This window comes from Pseudomonas sp. Snoq117.2 (genome assembly GCF_900110545.1).
GTDB classification, from domain to species: domain Bacteria; phylum Pseudomonadota; class Gammaproteobacteria; order Pseudomonadales; family Pseudomonadaceae; genus Chryseomonas; species Chryseomonas benzopyrenica.
On record NZ_FOED01000002.1, the window covers coordinates 1 to 14,896 of the forward strand.

At 61.1% G+C, this 14,896-nt stretch carries 14 protein-coding genes and 1 pseudogene; 9 read left to right on the plus strand and 6 right to left on the minus strand.

The features are described 5' to 3' along the window. Positions 1–538 precede the first annotated feature (538 nt). Both BMZ43_RS26010 and BMZ43_RS05950 read left to right on the plus strand, forming a co-directional pair. Positions 539–817 carry a hypothetical protein gene (locus tag BMZ43_RS26010; RefSeq protein ID WP_143075235.1) on the plus strand — a complete coding sequence of 93 codons (279 nt, stop codon included), beginning with the start codon at positions 539–541 and terminating at the stop codon, positions 815–817. A gap of 2,311 nt (positions 818–3,128) precedes the next feature. Beyond that, positions 3,129–3,749 carry a tyrosine-type recombinase/integrase gene (locus BMZ43_RS05950; RefSeq protein ID WP_093251033.1) on the plus strand — a complete coding sequence of 207 codons (621 nt, stop codon included), beginning with the start codon at positions 3,129–3,131 and terminating at the stop codon, positions 3,747–3,749. Between the two features lie 117 nt (positions 3,750–3,866). Here BMZ43_RS05950 and BMZ43_RS26015 read toward each other — a convergent pair. The 3 genes and pseudogenes from BMZ43_RS26015 to BMZ43_RS05960 form a co-directional block, all read right to left on the minus strand. Continuing rightward, positions 3,867–3,950: pseudogene (locus BMZ43_RS26015) on the minus strand (integrase); the annotation flags it as partial. A 105-nt stretch (positions 3,951–4,055) separates the two neighbouring features. Then, a complete protein-coding gene (locus tag BMZ43_RS26460; protein ID WP_177344779.1) occupies positions 4,056–5,042 on the minus strand; it encodes a hypothetical protein in 987 nt (328 codons plus the stop codon). A 593-nt stretch (positions 5,043–5,635) separates the two neighbouring features. Beyond that, on the minus strand, positions 5,636–6,106 hold the full coding sequence (locus tag BMZ43_RS05960; RefSeq protein WP_064308720.1) for an Lrp/AsnC family transcriptional regulator: 471 nt from the start codon (positions 6,104–6,106) through the stop codon (positions 5,636–5,638). Positions 6,107–6,271: 165 nt separating this feature from the next. Between BMZ43_RS05960 and BMZ43_RS05965 the strand changes: the two genes are divergently transcribed. Then, entirely contained in the window at positions 6,272–7,279 is a 1,008-nt protein-coding gene (locus BMZ43_RS05965; RefSeq protein WP_201785584.1) for a 1-aminocyclopropane-1-carboxylate deaminase, read from the plus strand. Positions 7,280–7,313: 34 nt separating this feature from the next. Further along, positions 7,314–7,712, plus strand: coding sequence for a hypothetical protein (locus BMZ43_RS05970; protein ID WP_064308719.1), 399 nt, complete (start codon positions 7,314–7,316; stop codon positions 7,710–7,712). A 9-nt stretch (positions 7,713–7,721) separates the two neighbouring features. On the opposite strand, the gene BMZ43_RS05975 is transcribed toward BMZ43_RS05970, so the two are convergent. The 3 genes from BMZ43_RS05975 to BMZ43_RS05985 form a co-directional block, all read right to left on the minus strand. After that, positions 7,722–9,008 (minus strand): HipA domain-containing protein, encoded by a 1,287-nt coding sequence (locus tag BMZ43_RS05975; protein ID WP_064308718.1) that lies wholly within the window; start codon positions 9,006–9,008, stop codon positions 7,722–7,724. Further along, positions 9,005–9,256 carry a helix-turn-helix domain-containing protein gene (locus BMZ43_RS05980; RefSeq protein ID WP_064308717.1) on the minus strand — a complete coding sequence of 84 codons (252 nt, stop codon included), beginning with the start codon at positions 9,254–9,256 and terminating at the stop codon, positions 9,005–9,007. The genes BMZ43_RS05975 and BMZ43_RS05980 overlap by 4 nt, the downstream gene beginning before the upstream one ends. A 137-nt stretch (positions 9,257–9,393) precedes the next feature. Further along, positions 9,394–10,311, minus strand: coding sequence for a LysR family transcriptional regulator (locus BMZ43_RS05985; protein ID WP_064308716.1), 918 nt, complete (start codon positions 10,309–10,311; stop codon positions 9,394–9,396). A gap of 118 nt (positions 10,312–10,429) precedes the next feature. On the opposite strand from BMZ43_RS05985, the gene BMZ43_RS05990 reads away from it, so the two are divergent. The 5 genes from BMZ43_RS05990 (at position 10,430) to BMZ43_RS06010 (ending at position 14,749) form a co-directional block, all read left to right on the plus strand. Then, positions 10,430–11,194 (plus strand): 5-oxoprolinase subunit PxpA, encoded by a 765-nt coding sequence (locus tag BMZ43_RS05990; RefSeq protein WP_064308715.1) that lies wholly within the window; start codon positions 10,430–10,432, stop codon positions 11,192–11,194. Positions 11,195–11,287: 93 nt separating this feature from the next. Further along, positions 11,288–11,539 (plus strand): acetyl-CoA carboxylase, encoded by a 252-nt coding sequence (locus BMZ43_RS05995; protein ID WP_064308714.1) that lies wholly within the window; start codon positions 11,288–11,290, stop codon positions 11,537–11,539. Next, on the plus strand, positions 11,536–12,909 hold the full coding sequence (locus BMZ43_RS06000; RefSeq protein ID WP_064308713.1) for an acetyl-CoA carboxylase biotin carboxylase subunit: 1,374 nt from the start codon (positions 11,536–11,538) through the stop codon (positions 12,907–12,909). The genes BMZ43_RS05995 and BMZ43_RS06000 overlap by 4 nt, the downstream gene beginning before the upstream one ends. Next, complete coding sequence (locus tag BMZ43_RS06005) at positions 12,906–13,778, plus strand: 5-oxoprolinase subunit B family protein (protein ID WP_064308712.1); 873 nt, start codon at positions 12,906–12,908, stop codon at positions 13,776–13,778. The genes BMZ43_RS06000 and BMZ43_RS06005 overlap by 4 nt, the downstream gene beginning before the upstream one ends. Further along, positions 13,775–14,749 (plus strand): 5-oxoprolinase subunit C family protein, encoded by a 975-nt coding sequence (locus tag BMZ43_RS06010; protein WP_064308711.1) that lies wholly within the window; start codon positions 13,775–13,777, stop codon positions 14,747–14,749. Before BMZ43_RS06005 ends, BMZ43_RS06010 begins: the two co-directional genes overlap by 4 nt. Positions 14,750–14,896: the final 147 nt, after the last annotated feature.

Here is a 14,896-nt window from a genome sequence, read left to right on the forward strand (position 1 = left end):
ATCGACCCATAGCTGCCGTTCAGGCCCGCAATTGATCGCCAACACCGTCTCTCTTGACCTGCCTTAGTTGAGCACGTCCGCTGGCTGCGGGACCTGTGCTTCCCTGTGTCGATCAGACATTTGGATCTGCGATGACTTTGATTCCCTGGCCACCACCGGCGTCTGCTGACTTCCAAGATCGGCGGCGTCTCCGGCGACTTAGTCACTGCGGAGAGCTGCTGTGCCCACCTGAAATAGCGCGGCAAATGCAAGTGAGGTCTATACGCCCGCCTGTCTGATTGCAGGGAGCGGCAAACTGATCTGTAGATGCAACTGCGCTAGCTCGAAGAGTTTTTAATCTGGAAATTTCACCTGTATTTCACGCTAATTTCACAATCAGGACCTAAAAACGCGCCGCGCCTCATGGGGGCAGAATATTTACACCTGTCAACATGTAAATGACCAATCGAGACATTGCTTGTCGGCGACTAGTGGTAGAACGTGCTCCTCGTTATCACGATATCTTTTACAGCAATAGGTACTGCTCGGGAGCTCGTCGATGACTCGTTATCTTCCTATACCTGCATCTCTTGATCGAGATTATTTACTTGGCGTTCATGTCCTCTTGTCACAAAAAATTGACCGCCTGCGTGCTATGGACGTTAGAAGCCCTGACTTTCAGCAGCAATTACGTCACTTCGAGTACATTACAGCGAGAGTTCTTGATTTAGTCGAAGAATTGAAAATTAGGCTTGCTATTGAAGAGAATCGCATTCCGGAGTTGAGTGGTGGGCTCATGCTACCAAAGCGCAATTATCGCTTGATGAGCGACTCATAAAAGCTTAGAGACAACTAGCATGCATGAGAGTCACCGCGCAAGCAGTAATATATCCATTGTTACAGCATGGTCAGAACCTTCGGAATTGCCTGAACATCCGCGTTTAAAGCAGCCTCATGTATTTGCTATTCTTGAAAAGCTTAATAGGAGTCTTGCGTCCGCCCAGCGGCAGCATGTGATTGATATTAAAAAGTGCTATTCTTCGTTTAGCCGCGCGACTATTGATCGGCTGCTGGAGAAGCTGCAGCATACTTAAGATTATGATATATTGATTAATGTGTCTCACTAGAAATTTTCTTCAAAATAGACCAAGGTAATGCATATGAGTCCTCACTATACGCTTGCCCACTCGCAACAATTAGCAAGTAAACTGTCACGCAAACTCATTAACTATACGTTGCTAGTAAGTCCACCCGCTCCTGATGGCGCTATCTTCGCGCACTTTTATTCGCCCTCCAACAATCGCGCACTCACAATCTCCTTTGATGCACAGACAATCCATAAAGACGATTATATTCGCGAGCGGCTATCTACAATTTCGTAGGAGTCGATATGTTAGCCACGAGAAGCTAGCGGTGTTGCTAGCCCTGGACGCGGTCTTTATCGCCTCAACCTATACTCGTCGCTTTCTAGCGGGGCTCCGGGCGTAGAGCCAACCAGCTTTCTTCCTGCTGCTCGGTCTGAGACTGGCTGGGTCTATCTGTCCTGACTTCACCGTAAGCTTCCTGCAATGCGGCTACCTCTCCATTGCGACTAATCTTGGCGGCGGCCGCAATTACGTTCGCCTTCACTGCAGGCGCTGGCGTCTTCTGGGCAGTCAAAGCAACCTTGGTGGTCCGGCGCCAGTCCTGTGAGCAAATGGGGCGGATGGCGGCATTGGCAGTGATCTGCTTGATGCGTTTAGTCCGAGCGCGCTATGGATGGCACTGCCCTTCCCATGCCTTCTATCTTTCTAATTCGTAGCGGCATCACTAGCGCCGACTTTTTCATTGCTAGTCTTCTACTTTCGCCTTTCCGCTCCATCCTCTGTCGCGCGCAATCGGTGAGCCATGTACGCGTTTTAGTGGCCTACGGGCAAAGTTCGCCGCGGATACTGGCCGCAATGGATTCCATCGAGCAGATGTCAAGGATCGATAATGCCGACCCCTTATAAGAGGCTGTCTTACCGGTAATGCGGTTTCGAACGATAAGGACCCGATCATCCGGATCATGAAGGCTTCGTCTAAGGGACACTTCGAAATCGGATGGGAAAAACGCCTGGACGTAGGCATGTAACCTTAGCTGCTCAACTTCATAACGCATGGCTTCATCCTTATATGATCGATGCGTCCAGGCTACCTGCGCCAGGTACGCTTCGATCAAGCGTAAGCGTTAAGCAATTTTTTCAGTGGGAAGCTTTCCTGCTATGTAGGGGAGATGTGCTCAGTCGCTAGTCTTATCGCTACCTCCTCTACCAATTCCTTGGTGAGCTGAGTGAGGTCTTCGAATTCTCGGAGAATCTTAGCCAGCTTAGGGTCATCCATCCTTAATCGGTGAAGCTCATGGAGACGGGCATTGAGGTGGCGATGCACGCAGAGCAGGTATTGCCGCGACGGGCTATCTGGTATAGGTAAGAAGCTTTCCATGACGCTTTCTCCAATGCGTGATCCACAGTTGGTTATCGTCCCACTTTCTGCATTGTTTAACGGCCGGCACAAGCGAGCCTTTTGTGCTTTTGGGGTACTGAAAAGGATCTTTCTGATCTGAACGGCGGAACCCCGTCATATGGCTCACCGGCAACGGTATGGTGCTTGCTCTATGTCAAGTTCCCCTCCGGGATCAAGTCAGCGCTTGCAAACGATTGCCCTGAACCATATCTGCTCGAGCGCCTGATTACATGGAACAACCCTCGGGCGTCCAACCTAAAGCGCTAGCGCTCCGGTCAGCCGTGTGTCATGGATGATGACTCGGAAATAGAGCTGCAGAAACTTGTAAAGCAAGGGCGGTTCACGACGGTGAAAGGAAGATCTACTTTTATGGTAGATTGGGCCAGTCCATGCGAGCAGTGAGACCAAGCGTCCACTGATATGTGCCTCACCGCTTTGCAGCAATAAAAGCGATAGCGAACCAGCCTCTAGATTTCGCGTGTCATCTGATTGCGTACTACGCGTCATCGCCTAGCCTGCTAGTGGTCACATCTGTCACCGGGGTCGTTATCCGAAACTGAAGGCCGTTTCTGGCCGTTTCCACCTCGGTGGCCGGCTGATGGGACGGATAGCTCCGTCCCATGGTCGGGCCCATGCTTGTACACCCTCACTGAGGAGAACAAGCCATGAAAGCGATAACAGTCGTTAGCCGCGAGCCTTGGAACAAGGGAAAGCTCGTTGGTCAGAAAGCCCCGCTCAGGATTAGGGATATCTGGGCTATCCGCGTCAGACTCCAGCTTGCGGAGAAGACCAGGGACTTGGCTCTTTTTGACCTGGCAATCGATAGCAAGCTGCGCGCCTGTGACCTCACCAGACTGCGCGTGCGGGACATAGCCCACGGGGAGCACGTCTCACCGAGAGCTATCGTGATGCAGTTAAAAACTCATCGTCCGGTGCAGTTTGAGATCACAGAGCAAACACGCTCAGCGGTGGAGGCTTGGATACGCCATGCCAAGCTTCGAAGCGAGAATTTCCTGTTCCCAAGTAGGCTTGCCCACTCCGAGCATATCTCCACCCGACAGTACGCACGGATCGTCAAAGCCTGGGTGACAGCGATTGGTTTGGATCCAGCCTTGTACGGAACCCATACCCTGCGGCGAACCAAGGCGTCGCTGATCTACCGCAGGACAAAGAACCTTAGGGCCGTACAACTCTTACTGGGCCATACGAAGCTGGAGAGCACTGTCAGGTACCTTGGCATCGAGGTGGACGATGCTCTGGAGATGGCCGAACAGACAGAGGTTTAGCCGCATGACCTGGCGACGGCTGCGGGGCCGTCGCTATCCGACCCAAAGCTGCGGTCGGGGGATGGCAGCCAATGGCCAGTTAGCGACTGGTCTAACTTTAGCCGGCGCTACACAAGATCAAACGTCAGTCTGTTCCGCCATTTCTAATGTGTCATCAACCTCAATCCCCAGGTATGGAACAGTGCTCTCCAGCTTCGTATGCGCGCACCTACTGCTTGCCTAGGTGTCGCAGACCCGGGACCGTGAGCTACAAATTCACTCGACGCCGCTTGCGATGGAGGTCATAGAACGCATCTGGGTAGGCTATCAACCGCTAGACCGGCGACGTTTCGCCAGCCGTACCGAGCGGCGCTTGTTTCGCCACAAGCGGCGTACGTCGCCAAGCGGCGCGGTACCAATGCGGATGGACCAGTATGCCCACCCGGTGGTAGTCATCAGGCCACGGCGCTGCTTTTGCTCTTCCAGTAGCACCAGCTCCTTGATGTACCGGTAAAACCCGGCATCGCTGAGATAGTCGTCGTTGGCGCGCTCGACTGCTCTGTGCCCTAGTCCGGTAACCATATCGAGAATGCACGCCACAGGTAGGACGCACGTGGCTATCGGTACCACGATTATCTGGAACAATGCCGAGTAGGCGAATGAGAAGTCCGACCAGAGTGTTGGAATCGCAGGATAGAACGTTTCCTTGTCGATGAGGGCCACGACCACTGCCGCTATCACAGCGAGAAGCCCACCCAAGTACGTCGCGAAATTGCCTGCACTCGGGAGGCTGAAAAAGTGGCGTGTACGAAGGGTTGCGGGGCTACCGGCGCGTTGCTCAAGAGCCTGACGCCACTCCCATTGTTCGATGAGCTCTTTGGCCAGCTGGGCAAAGTCTTCTCGGCCAGCGAATTGTTCGGAGATCATTCGCCGCTTCGCTCGATCCGTTGCCGCCATGGCCTGCCGGATGCCCAAGATTCTCTTGCCCGGGTGATTTCGGGCGAAGCGACGCCGGTCGACCTCTATCAGGATCTGGGCGAGGCCCAGCAGCATCGGGATCTCCCAAAAGAGAGTCCAATAGGAGAGATTGGCGTAGGTCGGAAGTTGCAGATAGACGTGGTGGTAGAAGAAAAGCGCTATCGACAGGACGACAAGCAACATCGATGAGGCGAAGAGGATAAAGATTCGCGATCCCCAGACGAAGCTAGGTATGAGTCGGAATTCCCGTCGAAAGGTCTTAACGTGGTGGGCCACGGTCCGCATGGCTAGCTTCCCTGCTTGTTGATCGCTGAAGATATTCCAGGGCAATACCATGTCACCAGCGACGCTTGTCCGTCCGTGGCCATAACCGCGACGACTGGCTACCCATTCGCCGATAGGTATCGATCCGTTGCGGCCGGATCCGAGCTGATGAGCCAATCACCTTCTGCTGGAACGGCGCGGATGCTGTCCACGCGGTTGAGCGGTACCCGGTAGGTCTTACAGGACCTGAATGCCTAGACCTCAGCGTCACTGGCGATCTTCATGTCTATGGCATCCTGCATAGTGGCGACCTGGGTGCTGGCGTACTGCAGAAGCAGGGCGCGTTACCGGGTAGCCAGGTCCTTCGCTGCGGCCAACTAGGCTGCCTCGTTCATATTGAGATTTCCTATAGAAGCGGCGAGATTCAAGGCTGACCACAATACCACTTGGCTTACGCTAACTTACCGTGATCCAGGTTAATGAAAGCGCGAAGGGCACTTCTGGCCATAAACAACCTGCCGAAACCGTCAGCTTTGGGTCGATTTCTGTCATTGGCTGATTCCGGTTTAGGTATTTCCAAAATGTCGCAACAATTTCGGAAACCGACAGCTATCCTGAACGGGCGCCGCTCGGCACCTGTCCCTGCCTAAGCGCCACCCGCCGAATCAGATAGGCAACAACCCCTCGGTCTTGACTTCGTTCAGCACGAAAAAGGTGCGCACCTGGCGCACGCCGGGCAGGGCGATCAGCCGCTCGCTGTGCAGGCGATTGAAGGCGGCGATGTCCTTGACCCTGAGCTTGATGAAGTAGTCGACGTCGCCGGCCACCAGGTAGCACTCCAACACCGGGGGCAGGGCGCGGGCGGCCGCTTCGAAGGCCTGGAAGGATTCCGGGGTCGATCGGTCCAGCACCACCCCTACCAGTACCGCGGTCTCCCGCTGCACGGCCTTGGGGTCCACATGGGCCCTGACGCCGGTGATGACGCCGCTGTCGAACAGCTTACGCGTGTGATTCCAGCAGGCGCTGGGGCTCAGGGACACTTGGCGGGCCAGCTCGGCATTGCTCAGACGGCCGTCCTGTTGCAGGGCTCTCAGGATCTTGCGTTCGACCGGAGTGAGTTCCGCGCTTTCGCTCATCGAAAGATTCTCCTTTGGAAGAGGATTCTGACTGAAGGGTCTTGTCGTTCAAACACCTAATCCAGAAGAAAAGCAGGTTTTGTGCCGATCATTCGAAAGCACCTTTTCCAGAGCTTTGCCTAGCATGGAAGGCGTTCTCTCATCACTGGAGTCGCTGCTATGTCCCTGGACCTCGAAAAGCGTTTTTCCCGCGTCAAGCTCGGTTATTTCCCGTCGCCCTTGCACAAGCTGGAGCGCATGTCGAAGGACCTCGGTATCGAACTCTGGGCCAAGCGTGACGACGTTTCCTCCGGTCTCGCCTATGGCGGCAACAAGGTGCGCAAGCTGGAATGGCTGGCAGCCGATGCGCTGGCGCAGGGCTGCGACACCCTGGTCTCCATCGGCAACATCCAGTCCAACCACACGCGCCAGGTGGCCGCCGTCGCCGCGGTGCTGGGCATGAAGTGCCGGCTGGTCCAGGAGGAGTGGACCAAGTGGGAAGACCCGGTCTACGACAAGGTCGGCAACATCCTGCTGTCGCGGCTGATGGGTGCCCAGACGCTGCTGGAAGGCGAGGGCTATTCCACCGCGGTGAAGGCCACCTGGGAGCGCGCGCTGGACGAGGTACGGCGTGAAGGCGGCAAGCCCTACGCCATTCCCGCCGGCGCCTCGGACCATCCCCTGGGTGGCCTCGGCTATGCCCATTTCGCCGATGAACTGGCCGGTCAGGAGCGCGAGCAGGGCCTCTTCTTCGATACCGTGGTCACGGCCACCTGTACCGGTTCTACCCAGGGCGGCATGGTGGTAGGCTTTCGCGCCCAGGAGCGGGAACGCCGCCTGATCGGCATCGACACGGCGGCGGACGCCGAGATGACCCGCGCCGCGGTGACCAAGATCGCGCGCAACACCGCCGAGATGATCGGCCTGAAGCAGGAGATCCGCGACGAGGACGTCATCATCGAGCCACGGTTCTGCGGACCGGACTACGGCCTGCCGGATGGCCCCACCGTCGAGGCCATCCGCTACACCGCGCAGATGGAGGGGATGCTCACCGACCCGGTCTACGAGGGCAAATCCATGGCCGGGCTGATCGCCATGGCGCGCAGTGGCGAGATCGCCAAGGGCAGCCGGGTGCTCTATGTTCACCTCGGGGGCGCACCGGCGCTCAACGCCTACCACAACGCCTTCGCCTGAACCCAGGCCACGACCGATCACCAGGAGGTCCCGCATGACGAGCCAATTCTGGACAGCGGTAGACGACCTCCGACCGGCCGTGGCGCTGGTCATCCTGCATGGCGATCTCGAACCCGCGGTAACGGCGGAATTGCGCAGCGGCTTGCCCGGCTGCAGCGACCTCCCGGTGTTGCAGCTGGAGGACGTCGGCGGGCTGCACGATGAGTGGCTCACCCAGGGTCCGCATAGCCGGATCGTACGGCTGTTGTCCCGGCTGGGCGGTGACTGCCTGCTGCTGGCGGTCGAGCCGGCGGGCTCGAAAGAGCTGGAATGGCTGGGATCGGTCGCCGGTCAGCGCCTGCAACAGTTCACGAGCGGCACGCCCACGGGCGAGCTGATCGCCCGCCTGCAACAGCTCAGACGCGAGCAGCTGCTGGCGGTGTTGCCACTTTGAGCGTAGCCGTCAAGCCAGCCGCTCGACCTGTTCGGCGATCAGCGCCCTGATCGCGCGCAGACAGCGCAACTCGCCGGCGAAGACCGCCCGCAGCTCCGGTCGCGCGCCGGCCAGGGCCTGGTTTTCCCGCTCGGTCTGTTCCAGCAACTGCTGAGCCTGCAGGGACAGGCGCTGGCGCAGGCGTTGCAACTGGGCAGCAGCCGGTGAGCGCTTGATACCCAGCACCTCGGCTACATCCAGCAATCGCTCGCGGTCGATGGCCGCCAGCCGGTTTTCACCGAGGATCGGCCAGGCGAGGGTGGTTGCGTCCGGCCAGCGCTGCTGGTCGAAAGCGCGGCTCTCGTATACCGCCGTGCAGAGCAGGTCATAGCAGGGCGCCAGGGCCAGCCCCCGCGGTGAGACCAGAAAGCCCAGATTCTTTAGATGAGCATCCGTATTGCCCACCAGCACGTTGAAGGCCAGCCAGGTGAATAGCCGCGTCCGGGTCACGGCGGGCGCCTCGCACAGCCGGGCCAGTTCGGCCAGGCGCTCCACGCTACCTGCCTGGTACTTGAAATGACGATCCAGACCCAGCACCTGGCAGGCGTCGATGCCGTGGCGCCGTTGCCAGCCGCCCGGGGTACGGACGCGGTCGAAGCGCTCGATCAGATAGACCGGCTCGGGCACGTAGCGGCGTTTGACGGCGGGAACCATCAGCCCGGCCAGACCCGCCAGGCGCATGATGAACCACTCGTTGATCACCGAATGGGCGAAGGCCTCGTGGGGATGGTCCGGCTTGAGGATATGGGTCGAGGGCAGGGCGCCCACGGGTTCCTGCAGCCCCTGCTCATCGAGGATCACCGCCAGCTTGTGCTGGGCGCCGGCCAGCGACATGCGCTTGTGCGCCTCGTGGGTCAGCGGCAACTGCGGCATGGCCTGGATCCGCCGGGAGAGATCGGCATCGCTCAGGGGTCGGCGATCTCCCGGCGGCAGGCGCTGACCTTCGGCGAGCAGGGTAAGGGAGCCGGCGGATTCGGCGCCGTACCAGCTCAGCAGGGCGAAGGCATCGGCGGCATCCAGGCGCGCATCTTGGGCAAGCAGTTGCCGCTGGCCTTCCTCAGGCAGTAGGTTGTCGAAGTACCACTGCACCGGTCGCTGCGAACTGCCATCGATCAGCGGCTCTCGCTGCAAGGGCAATTGCGGACAGAGCCCGAAGGCCTGCCAACCCGGCTCGTACTGGAACGACCAGATACCGTTCTCGTCAGCCAGCCGACCCACCAACTGGTCGTCGATCCAGGCCAGGAGTTCACGCCTCATAGTGTCCGGGTATCCGGCTGGGCTTCCACCTCGGGGGGCAGATCCACGATCAGGCGCACGCCCAGGCCTTCCAACACCTGGAACAGCTTGCCCCATTGGACGGTTTCGCCACCGCGCTCGACCTTGCCGAGAAAGTTTTCACTGACGCCGAGACTGCCGGCGGCATCGTCCTGGCGCAAGGCCTGGGCCTTGCGGGCCTGGCGGACGAGGGCGCCAAGGTCGGCGGCATTCTTGAGTAGCACCTGCATGATTTATCCTCACGAGCGTGAGGATCAGGCTAACGCTAAAGGGATGGCCCGTGCAATCCTCAAGGTCGTGAGGATTTTAGCTATCCAAGCTATTATTCAGATCGAATCCTTTCGATCGTGAGGATTTATATCTACAGTCACCGTCGTGCGCCCAGCTGCTGGGGCGCCAGAAAGGCGCTGTGGAAGTAGCTGCGAAAGGCCTGCATGGCCGGCGTCAGTGGATGCTCCCTGTGCCAGGCCAGCCCCACGCTCATGGGGGTGATGGGCTCCACCAGGGTGCGCGTTTCCAGGCGCTTGCCCTCCAAGGACCAGGGGCGATAGACCAGGTCGGAGAGGATGGCCACGCCGCTGCCGTTGGCCACCATGCTGCGTACGGCCTCCACCGAGCTGGTGCGCAAGCGCACCTGGGGTTCAAGGCCTGACTGGCGCCAATAGCGCATGGCGCTCTGTTCGGCCTCGTCGACGGTGAGCAGTACGTAGGGCTCGCGGGCGACGTCGGCCAAGCTGACGTTGGGTCGATCGCGCAGGGGATGGCCACTGGGCAGCCAGAGTCGGCGTTCGGAATTGAAGAGCGTCTCGGAGACGATGTCCTCGTGGGTCAGGTTGGCGGTCAGCACCACCGCCATGTCGATACGCTTGTCCAGCAGCGCTTCCTCGATGGCCTGGCGCTCCTGCTCGTGCACCGCCACCGTCACCTCGGGATAGAGCTGTGCCAGGCGTTGCAGGTGGTGGGGGAGGAAGTAGCCGATCACCGTGTAGCTGGCGGCAATGCGCAGCTCGCCGCTGGCGCGGTGGTCGGGCAGGGCGCTGCTCAGGGCGTCGTCGACCCCGCGCAGGATGCCGTAGGCATGGTTGAGGAAATGCCGACCGGCGTCGGTCAAGGCCATCCCCTGGGCCGAACGGACGAACAGGCTGGCACCCAGCAGGCCCTCCAGTTCCTGGATGGCGCTGGTCACCGCCGACTGGGAGATGTTCAGGTGGATGGCGGCCTGGGAGATCTGACCCAGTTCGGCGGTCGCGGCAAAGTAGCGCAGTTGACGCAGGGTTAGGGCCATAGGGATCGTCCTGAGGTATCGATTTTTCCGAACGTTGAACCTTGGATAATAAATCTTCCCAAGGGGGCAGGGCAGTCATAAGGTCGAGGACAACGCACCGCTGCCAGGGAATACCGCAATGATCGAGGTGGACTTCAATTCCGACATGGGCGAGGGCCTGGGCGCCTGGACCCTGGGTGACGGCGTGGACGACCAGCTGCTCGATCTGGTCAGCTCGGCCAATATCGCCACTGGCTTCCATGCGGGCGATCCCAGCCTCATGCAGCGCACCGTGCTGCAGGCCAAGGCGCGCAATGTCGCCATCGGCGCCCATCCGGGCTATCGCGATCTGGTGGGCTTCGGGCGCCGCCCGCTGCAGATGCCCGCCGAAGAACTGGTGGCCGATATCGTCTACCAGCTCGGCGCCTTGCGTGAATTCGCCCGCTTGCACGGCTTGCGCCTGCAACACCTCAAGCCCCATGGCGCGCTGTTCATGCACCTGGCACGGGACGAGACGGCGGCCCGCCTGCTGGTGGAGACCCTGCAGCGGCTCGAACCCGAGCTGCTGCTCTATTGCCTGCCCAACTCCGCCACCTGGCGCATCGGTCGCGAGCTGGGTCAGCCCCTGGTACGCGAGTTCTATGCCGACCGGGACTACGACGCCAGCGGCTCCATCGTGCTGGTCCGGCGTGTGGGCGCCCTGGATCCCCAGGCGGTGGCCGAGCGAGTGCTAAGAGCCTGCCAACAGGGGCGGGTCGCCACGGTGGAGGGGGGCGAGGTCGAGGTGACCTTCGAATCCATCTGCCTGCACAGCGATACCCCTGGTGCGCTGGGCCTGGCCCAGGCCATTCGCCAGCGCCTGGACGCCGCCGGCATCGCCGTGCGCGCACCCCGCGCCGACTAGTTCCGCGTTCGATACTGGCGCCCGAGACGCCGGATCCTTCACCTATTAGCTACGCCTGCCTTTCCGACAACATCGCCTAGAAGAGGAATCGTCATGGCCGAACATTCGGTGCTCTCGCCCCTGCCCGGGACGTTCTATCGCAAACCCACACCTGATGCGGCGCCCTATGTGGATGTCGGGGAAACCGTCACCGCCGGTACCGTGATCGGCCTGGTCGAGGTGATGAAGCAATTCTCGGAGGTCCACGCCGAGGTCGCCGGGACCCTCGCGGCCTTCGTGGTCGAAGACGGCGATCCGGTCGAGCCGGGTCAGTTGCTGGCCACCCTGAGCGGAGCCGACTCGTGAGCACGACAGGGGGCGGCATCCGCCGTCTGCTGGTCGCCAATCGTGGCGAGATCGCTGTCCGTATTCTGCGCGCCGCCAAGGCCTTGAACATCGAGACGGTGCTAGCCTGCAGCGAGGCGGACCAGGATTCCCTGGCGGCGCGGCAGGCTGATGCCGTGGTGGTGATCGGCCCAGCGCGGGCGGATCGCAGCTACCTCAACATCGACGCGCTGCTCAGGGCGCTGCACGACAGCGGTGCCGATGCGGTCCATCCCGGCTATGGCTTCCTGGCCGAGAGCGCGGCCTTCGCCGATGCAGTGGAGGAGGCCGGTGCCATCTTCGTCGGCCCCTCGGGTGACATCATTCGCCGCATGGGCGACAAGGCCGAGGCGCGGCGTACCGCCCTGGCGGCTGGCGTGCCGGTGGTGCCTGGCTCCGCCGCCGAACCGGCCGATATAGAAGCGGCCATAGCGGCAGCCGAGACGGTGGGCTATCCGCTGCTGATCAAGGCGTCGGCGGGAGGAGGAGGCCGGGGCATCCGCCTGGCCCGCGATGCCGCCGAACTGGCGCGGGAATTTCCCCTCGCTCAACGTGAAGCCCAGGCCGCCTTTGGCAACGGTGCCCTCTATTTGGAGCGCTTCATCGAGCACGCTCGCCATATAGAGGTACAGATCCTGGGCGATGGCCAGCGCGCGGTGCATCTGTTCGAACGCGAATGCTCGTTACAGCGTCGCCGTCAGAAACTTCTGGAAGAAGCACCATCACCGGTGCTGAGCGCTGCCCAGCGCGAGACCCTCTGCGCCAGCGCGGTCCGTCTGGCCGAAAGTCTCGGCTATCGCGGCGCGGGCACTCTGGAATACCTGTTCGACGAAGCCCGAGGCGAGTTCTTCTTCATCGAGATGAATACCCGCATCCAGGTGGAGCATCCGGTCAGCGAGATGGTCACCGGCATCGACCTGGTCCAGGCCATGCTGTGCATCGCCGGTGGCGAACCCCTGCGGCTGCGCCAGGAAGACATCCATCTGCTGGGCGCGGCCATCGAGCTGAGGCTCAACGCCGAGGACCCGGCGCGCAATTTCTTCCCCAGTCCCGGAACGGTCGAGCAGCTCGCCTGGCCGCGTGGCGCGGGCATCCGCGTCGACAGCCATCTCTATGCCGGCTATCGGGTGCCGCCTTACTACGACTCGCTGCTGGCCAAGCTCATCGCCCATGGCGCCGATCGCACCGAGGCGCTGGCCCGTGCGCGTCAGGCGCTGGACGAGTTGCGCCTTACCGGCATGGCCACCACCGCATCCCTGCATCGACGGCTGCTGGACGAACCCTGGGTGATCGAAGCCTGCTTCGACACCGGTACCCTGGAACACTGGCTGGCCGAGGAGATTCCCGCATGACGACCGCGATCCGCTACAGCTTTGGCGGCGACGAGCACCTGTTCGTCGAATTGTCCGAAAGCATGTCCCTGGAGACCTTTTTCCGTGGCCTGGCCATGACCCGCGCGGTGCAGGCGCTGCAGTTGCCCGGCATCCACGACATCTGCCTGGCCAATGCCTCCTTCCAGATTCGCTTCGATCCCGATGTCCTGCCGCCCGACCGGCTGCTGGCCGCCGTCCAGGGCGTGGAAGACCAGGCGGTGGCCGAGCGCGAACTGGCCACGCGGCTGATCGAGATCCCGGTGCTCTACAACGATCCCTGGACCCACGAGACGCTGATGCGCTTTCGCGATCGCCACCAGGATCCGACCGCCACCGATCTGGAATACGCCGCGCGCATCAACGGCCTGGCCGACGTCGACGCCTTTATCGCGGCCCACAGCGGCGCGCCCTGGTTCGTTTCCATGGTGGGCTTCGTCGCCGGGTTGCCGTTCATGTTCCAGATGGTGGAGCCCGAGCGGCAGCTGCAGGTCCCCAAGTACCTGCGGCCCCGCACCGACACGCCCAAGCAGACCCTCGGCCACGGCGGCTGCTTCGGCTGCATCTATTCGGTACGGGGCGCCGGCGGCTACCAGATGTTCGGTGTGACGCCGGCGCCCATCTACGATCCGGCGCAGCGCCTCGATTATCTGCACGACCACATGGTGTTCTTCCGGCCCGGCGACATCGTCCGTTTCCGCGCCATCGACCGCGCGGAATACGACCGGATGCTGGCAGAGGTAGAGGAGGGTAGCTTCACCCTGAATATCCGTCCGGTGGACTTTTCCCTGGACGCCTTTCTCGACGATCCCCGCGGCTATCCACGCACCCTGATGGAGGAGCCGGCATGATCAAGGTACTCAAACCCGGCCTGGCCACCGCGATCCAGGACCTCGGTCGCGAAGGCTACTATCACCTGGGCATTCCGCCGTCCGGCGCCATGGACAGCTATGCCTTGCGCGCGGCCAATCTGCTGGTGGGCAATGCACCCGGCGCCGCCGCGCTGGAATGCACCTTGCTCGGGCCGGAGCTGCAGTTCGCCGAGGACGCCCTGGTCGCCATGAGCGGCGCGCGCATGACGCCACGCCTGGACGGCGCCGAAATGCCGCTGGACGAGGCCTTCATGGTGCGGGCCGGCCAGGTGCTCAAGTTCGATTACCTCAAGGCCGGTGCCCGCGGCTATCTAGCGGTGGCCGGAGGCTTCGATGTGCCCGAGGTGCTGGGCAGTCGTTCGACCTATACGCTGGGTGGCCTCGGTGGCTTCCAAGGTCGACGTCTTGCCGCGGGAGACGAATTGCCGATCGGAACGCCAGCGGCAGCTGCCAAGCCTGGAACTCGGTTACCGAGCGATCTGGTACCGGCCTGCGGCGGCGAAGTGACCTTGCGTGTCGTACCCGGTCTCTATCATCACCGCCTGACCGCGGACGGGGCCGAAGCCTTTTTCGCCGATACCTGGACGGTGGGCTCCGAAGCTGATCGCATCGGCTATAGATTCAAGGGCGGTCGACCGCTGGCATTCACGCCGCGCGAACAACCCTTTGGTGCCGGCTCGGATCCGTCCAATATCGTCGACAGCTGTTATCCCATCGGATCGATCCAGGTACCGGCGGGCCTCGAACCTATCGTCCTGCACCGAGACGCGGTGTCGGGCGGCGGCTACGCCATGATCGGCACGGTCATCAGCAGCGACCTGGATCTGATCGGCCAGCTGCAGCCGAATCAGAAGGCGCGGTTCGTCGCCGTAACGTTGGAAGATGCATTAGCGGCACGTCGGATCTACCAGAAACGCTTGCAGCGCCTGGAGCAGGCCTTGGCTGGATGACTGGCGGCAATCAGCCAGAACGTTCAGCGGTGAGCTAAAAGATCCTGAAGGCGCGGTCGGTAACAGGCGCGTCTTCAGGATCGTCGCTGAACGACCTTTAGCAGAAACGCTGAGCAGCGATGCGTGCGGGTGACACTGGATGCCGGC

What these genes read in the sequence shown, in the direction of transcription:
- BMZ43_RS06005 (WP_064308712.1), top strand. Translation starts at nt 12,906, where the DNA reads ATGACGACCGCGATCCGCTACAGCTTTGGCGGCGACGAGCACCTGTTC.
- BMZ43_RS05980 (WP_064308717.1), bottom strand. Translation starts at nt 9,256, where the DNA reads ATGCAGGTGCTACTCAAGAATGCCGCCGACCTTGGCGCCCTCGTCCGC.
- BMZ43_RS05960 (WP_064308720.1), bottom strand. Translation starts at nt 6,106, where the DNA reads ATGAGCGAAAGCGCGGAACTCACTCCGGTCGAACGCAAGATCCTGAGA.
- BMZ43_RS05950 (WP_093251033.1), top strand. Translation starts at nt 3,129, where the DNA reads ATGAAAGCGATAACAGTCGTTAGCCGCGAGCCTTGGAACAAGGGAAAG.
- BMZ43_RS05970 (WP_064308719.1), top strand. Translation starts at nt 7,314, where the DNA reads ATGACGAGCCAATTCTGGACAGCGGTAGACGACCTCCGACCGGCCGTG.
- BMZ43_RS05975 (WP_064308718.1), bottom strand. Translation starts at nt 9,008, where the DNA reads ATGAGGCGTGAACTCCTGGCCTGGATCGACGACCAGTTGGTGGGTCGG.
- BMZ43_RS05990 (WP_064308715.1), top strand. Translation starts at nt 10,430, where the DNA reads ATGATCGAGGTGGACTTCAATTCCGACATGGGCGAGGGCCTGGGCGCC.
- BMZ43_RS26460 (WP_177344779.1), bottom strand. Translation starts at nt 5,042, where the DNA reads ATGGTATTGCCCTGGAATATCTTCAGCGATCAACAAGCAGGGAAGCTA.
- BMZ43_RS26010 (WP_143075235.1), top strand. Translation starts at nt 539, where the DNA reads ATGACTCGTTATCTTCCTATACCTGCATCTCTTGATCGAGATTATTTA.
- BMZ43_RS05985 (WP_064308716.1), bottom strand. Translation starts at nt 10,311, where the DNA reads ATGGCCCTAACCCTGCGTCAACTGCGCTACTTTGCCGCGACCGCCGAA.
- BMZ43_RS05995 (WP_064308714.1), top strand. Translation starts at nt 11,288, where the DNA reads ATGGCCGAACATTCGGTGCTCTCGCCCCTGCCCGGGACGTTCTATCGC.
- BMZ43_RS06010 (WP_064308711.1), top strand. Translation starts at nt 13,775, where the DNA reads ATGATCAAGGTACTCAAACCCGGCCTGGCCACCGCGATCCAGGACCTC.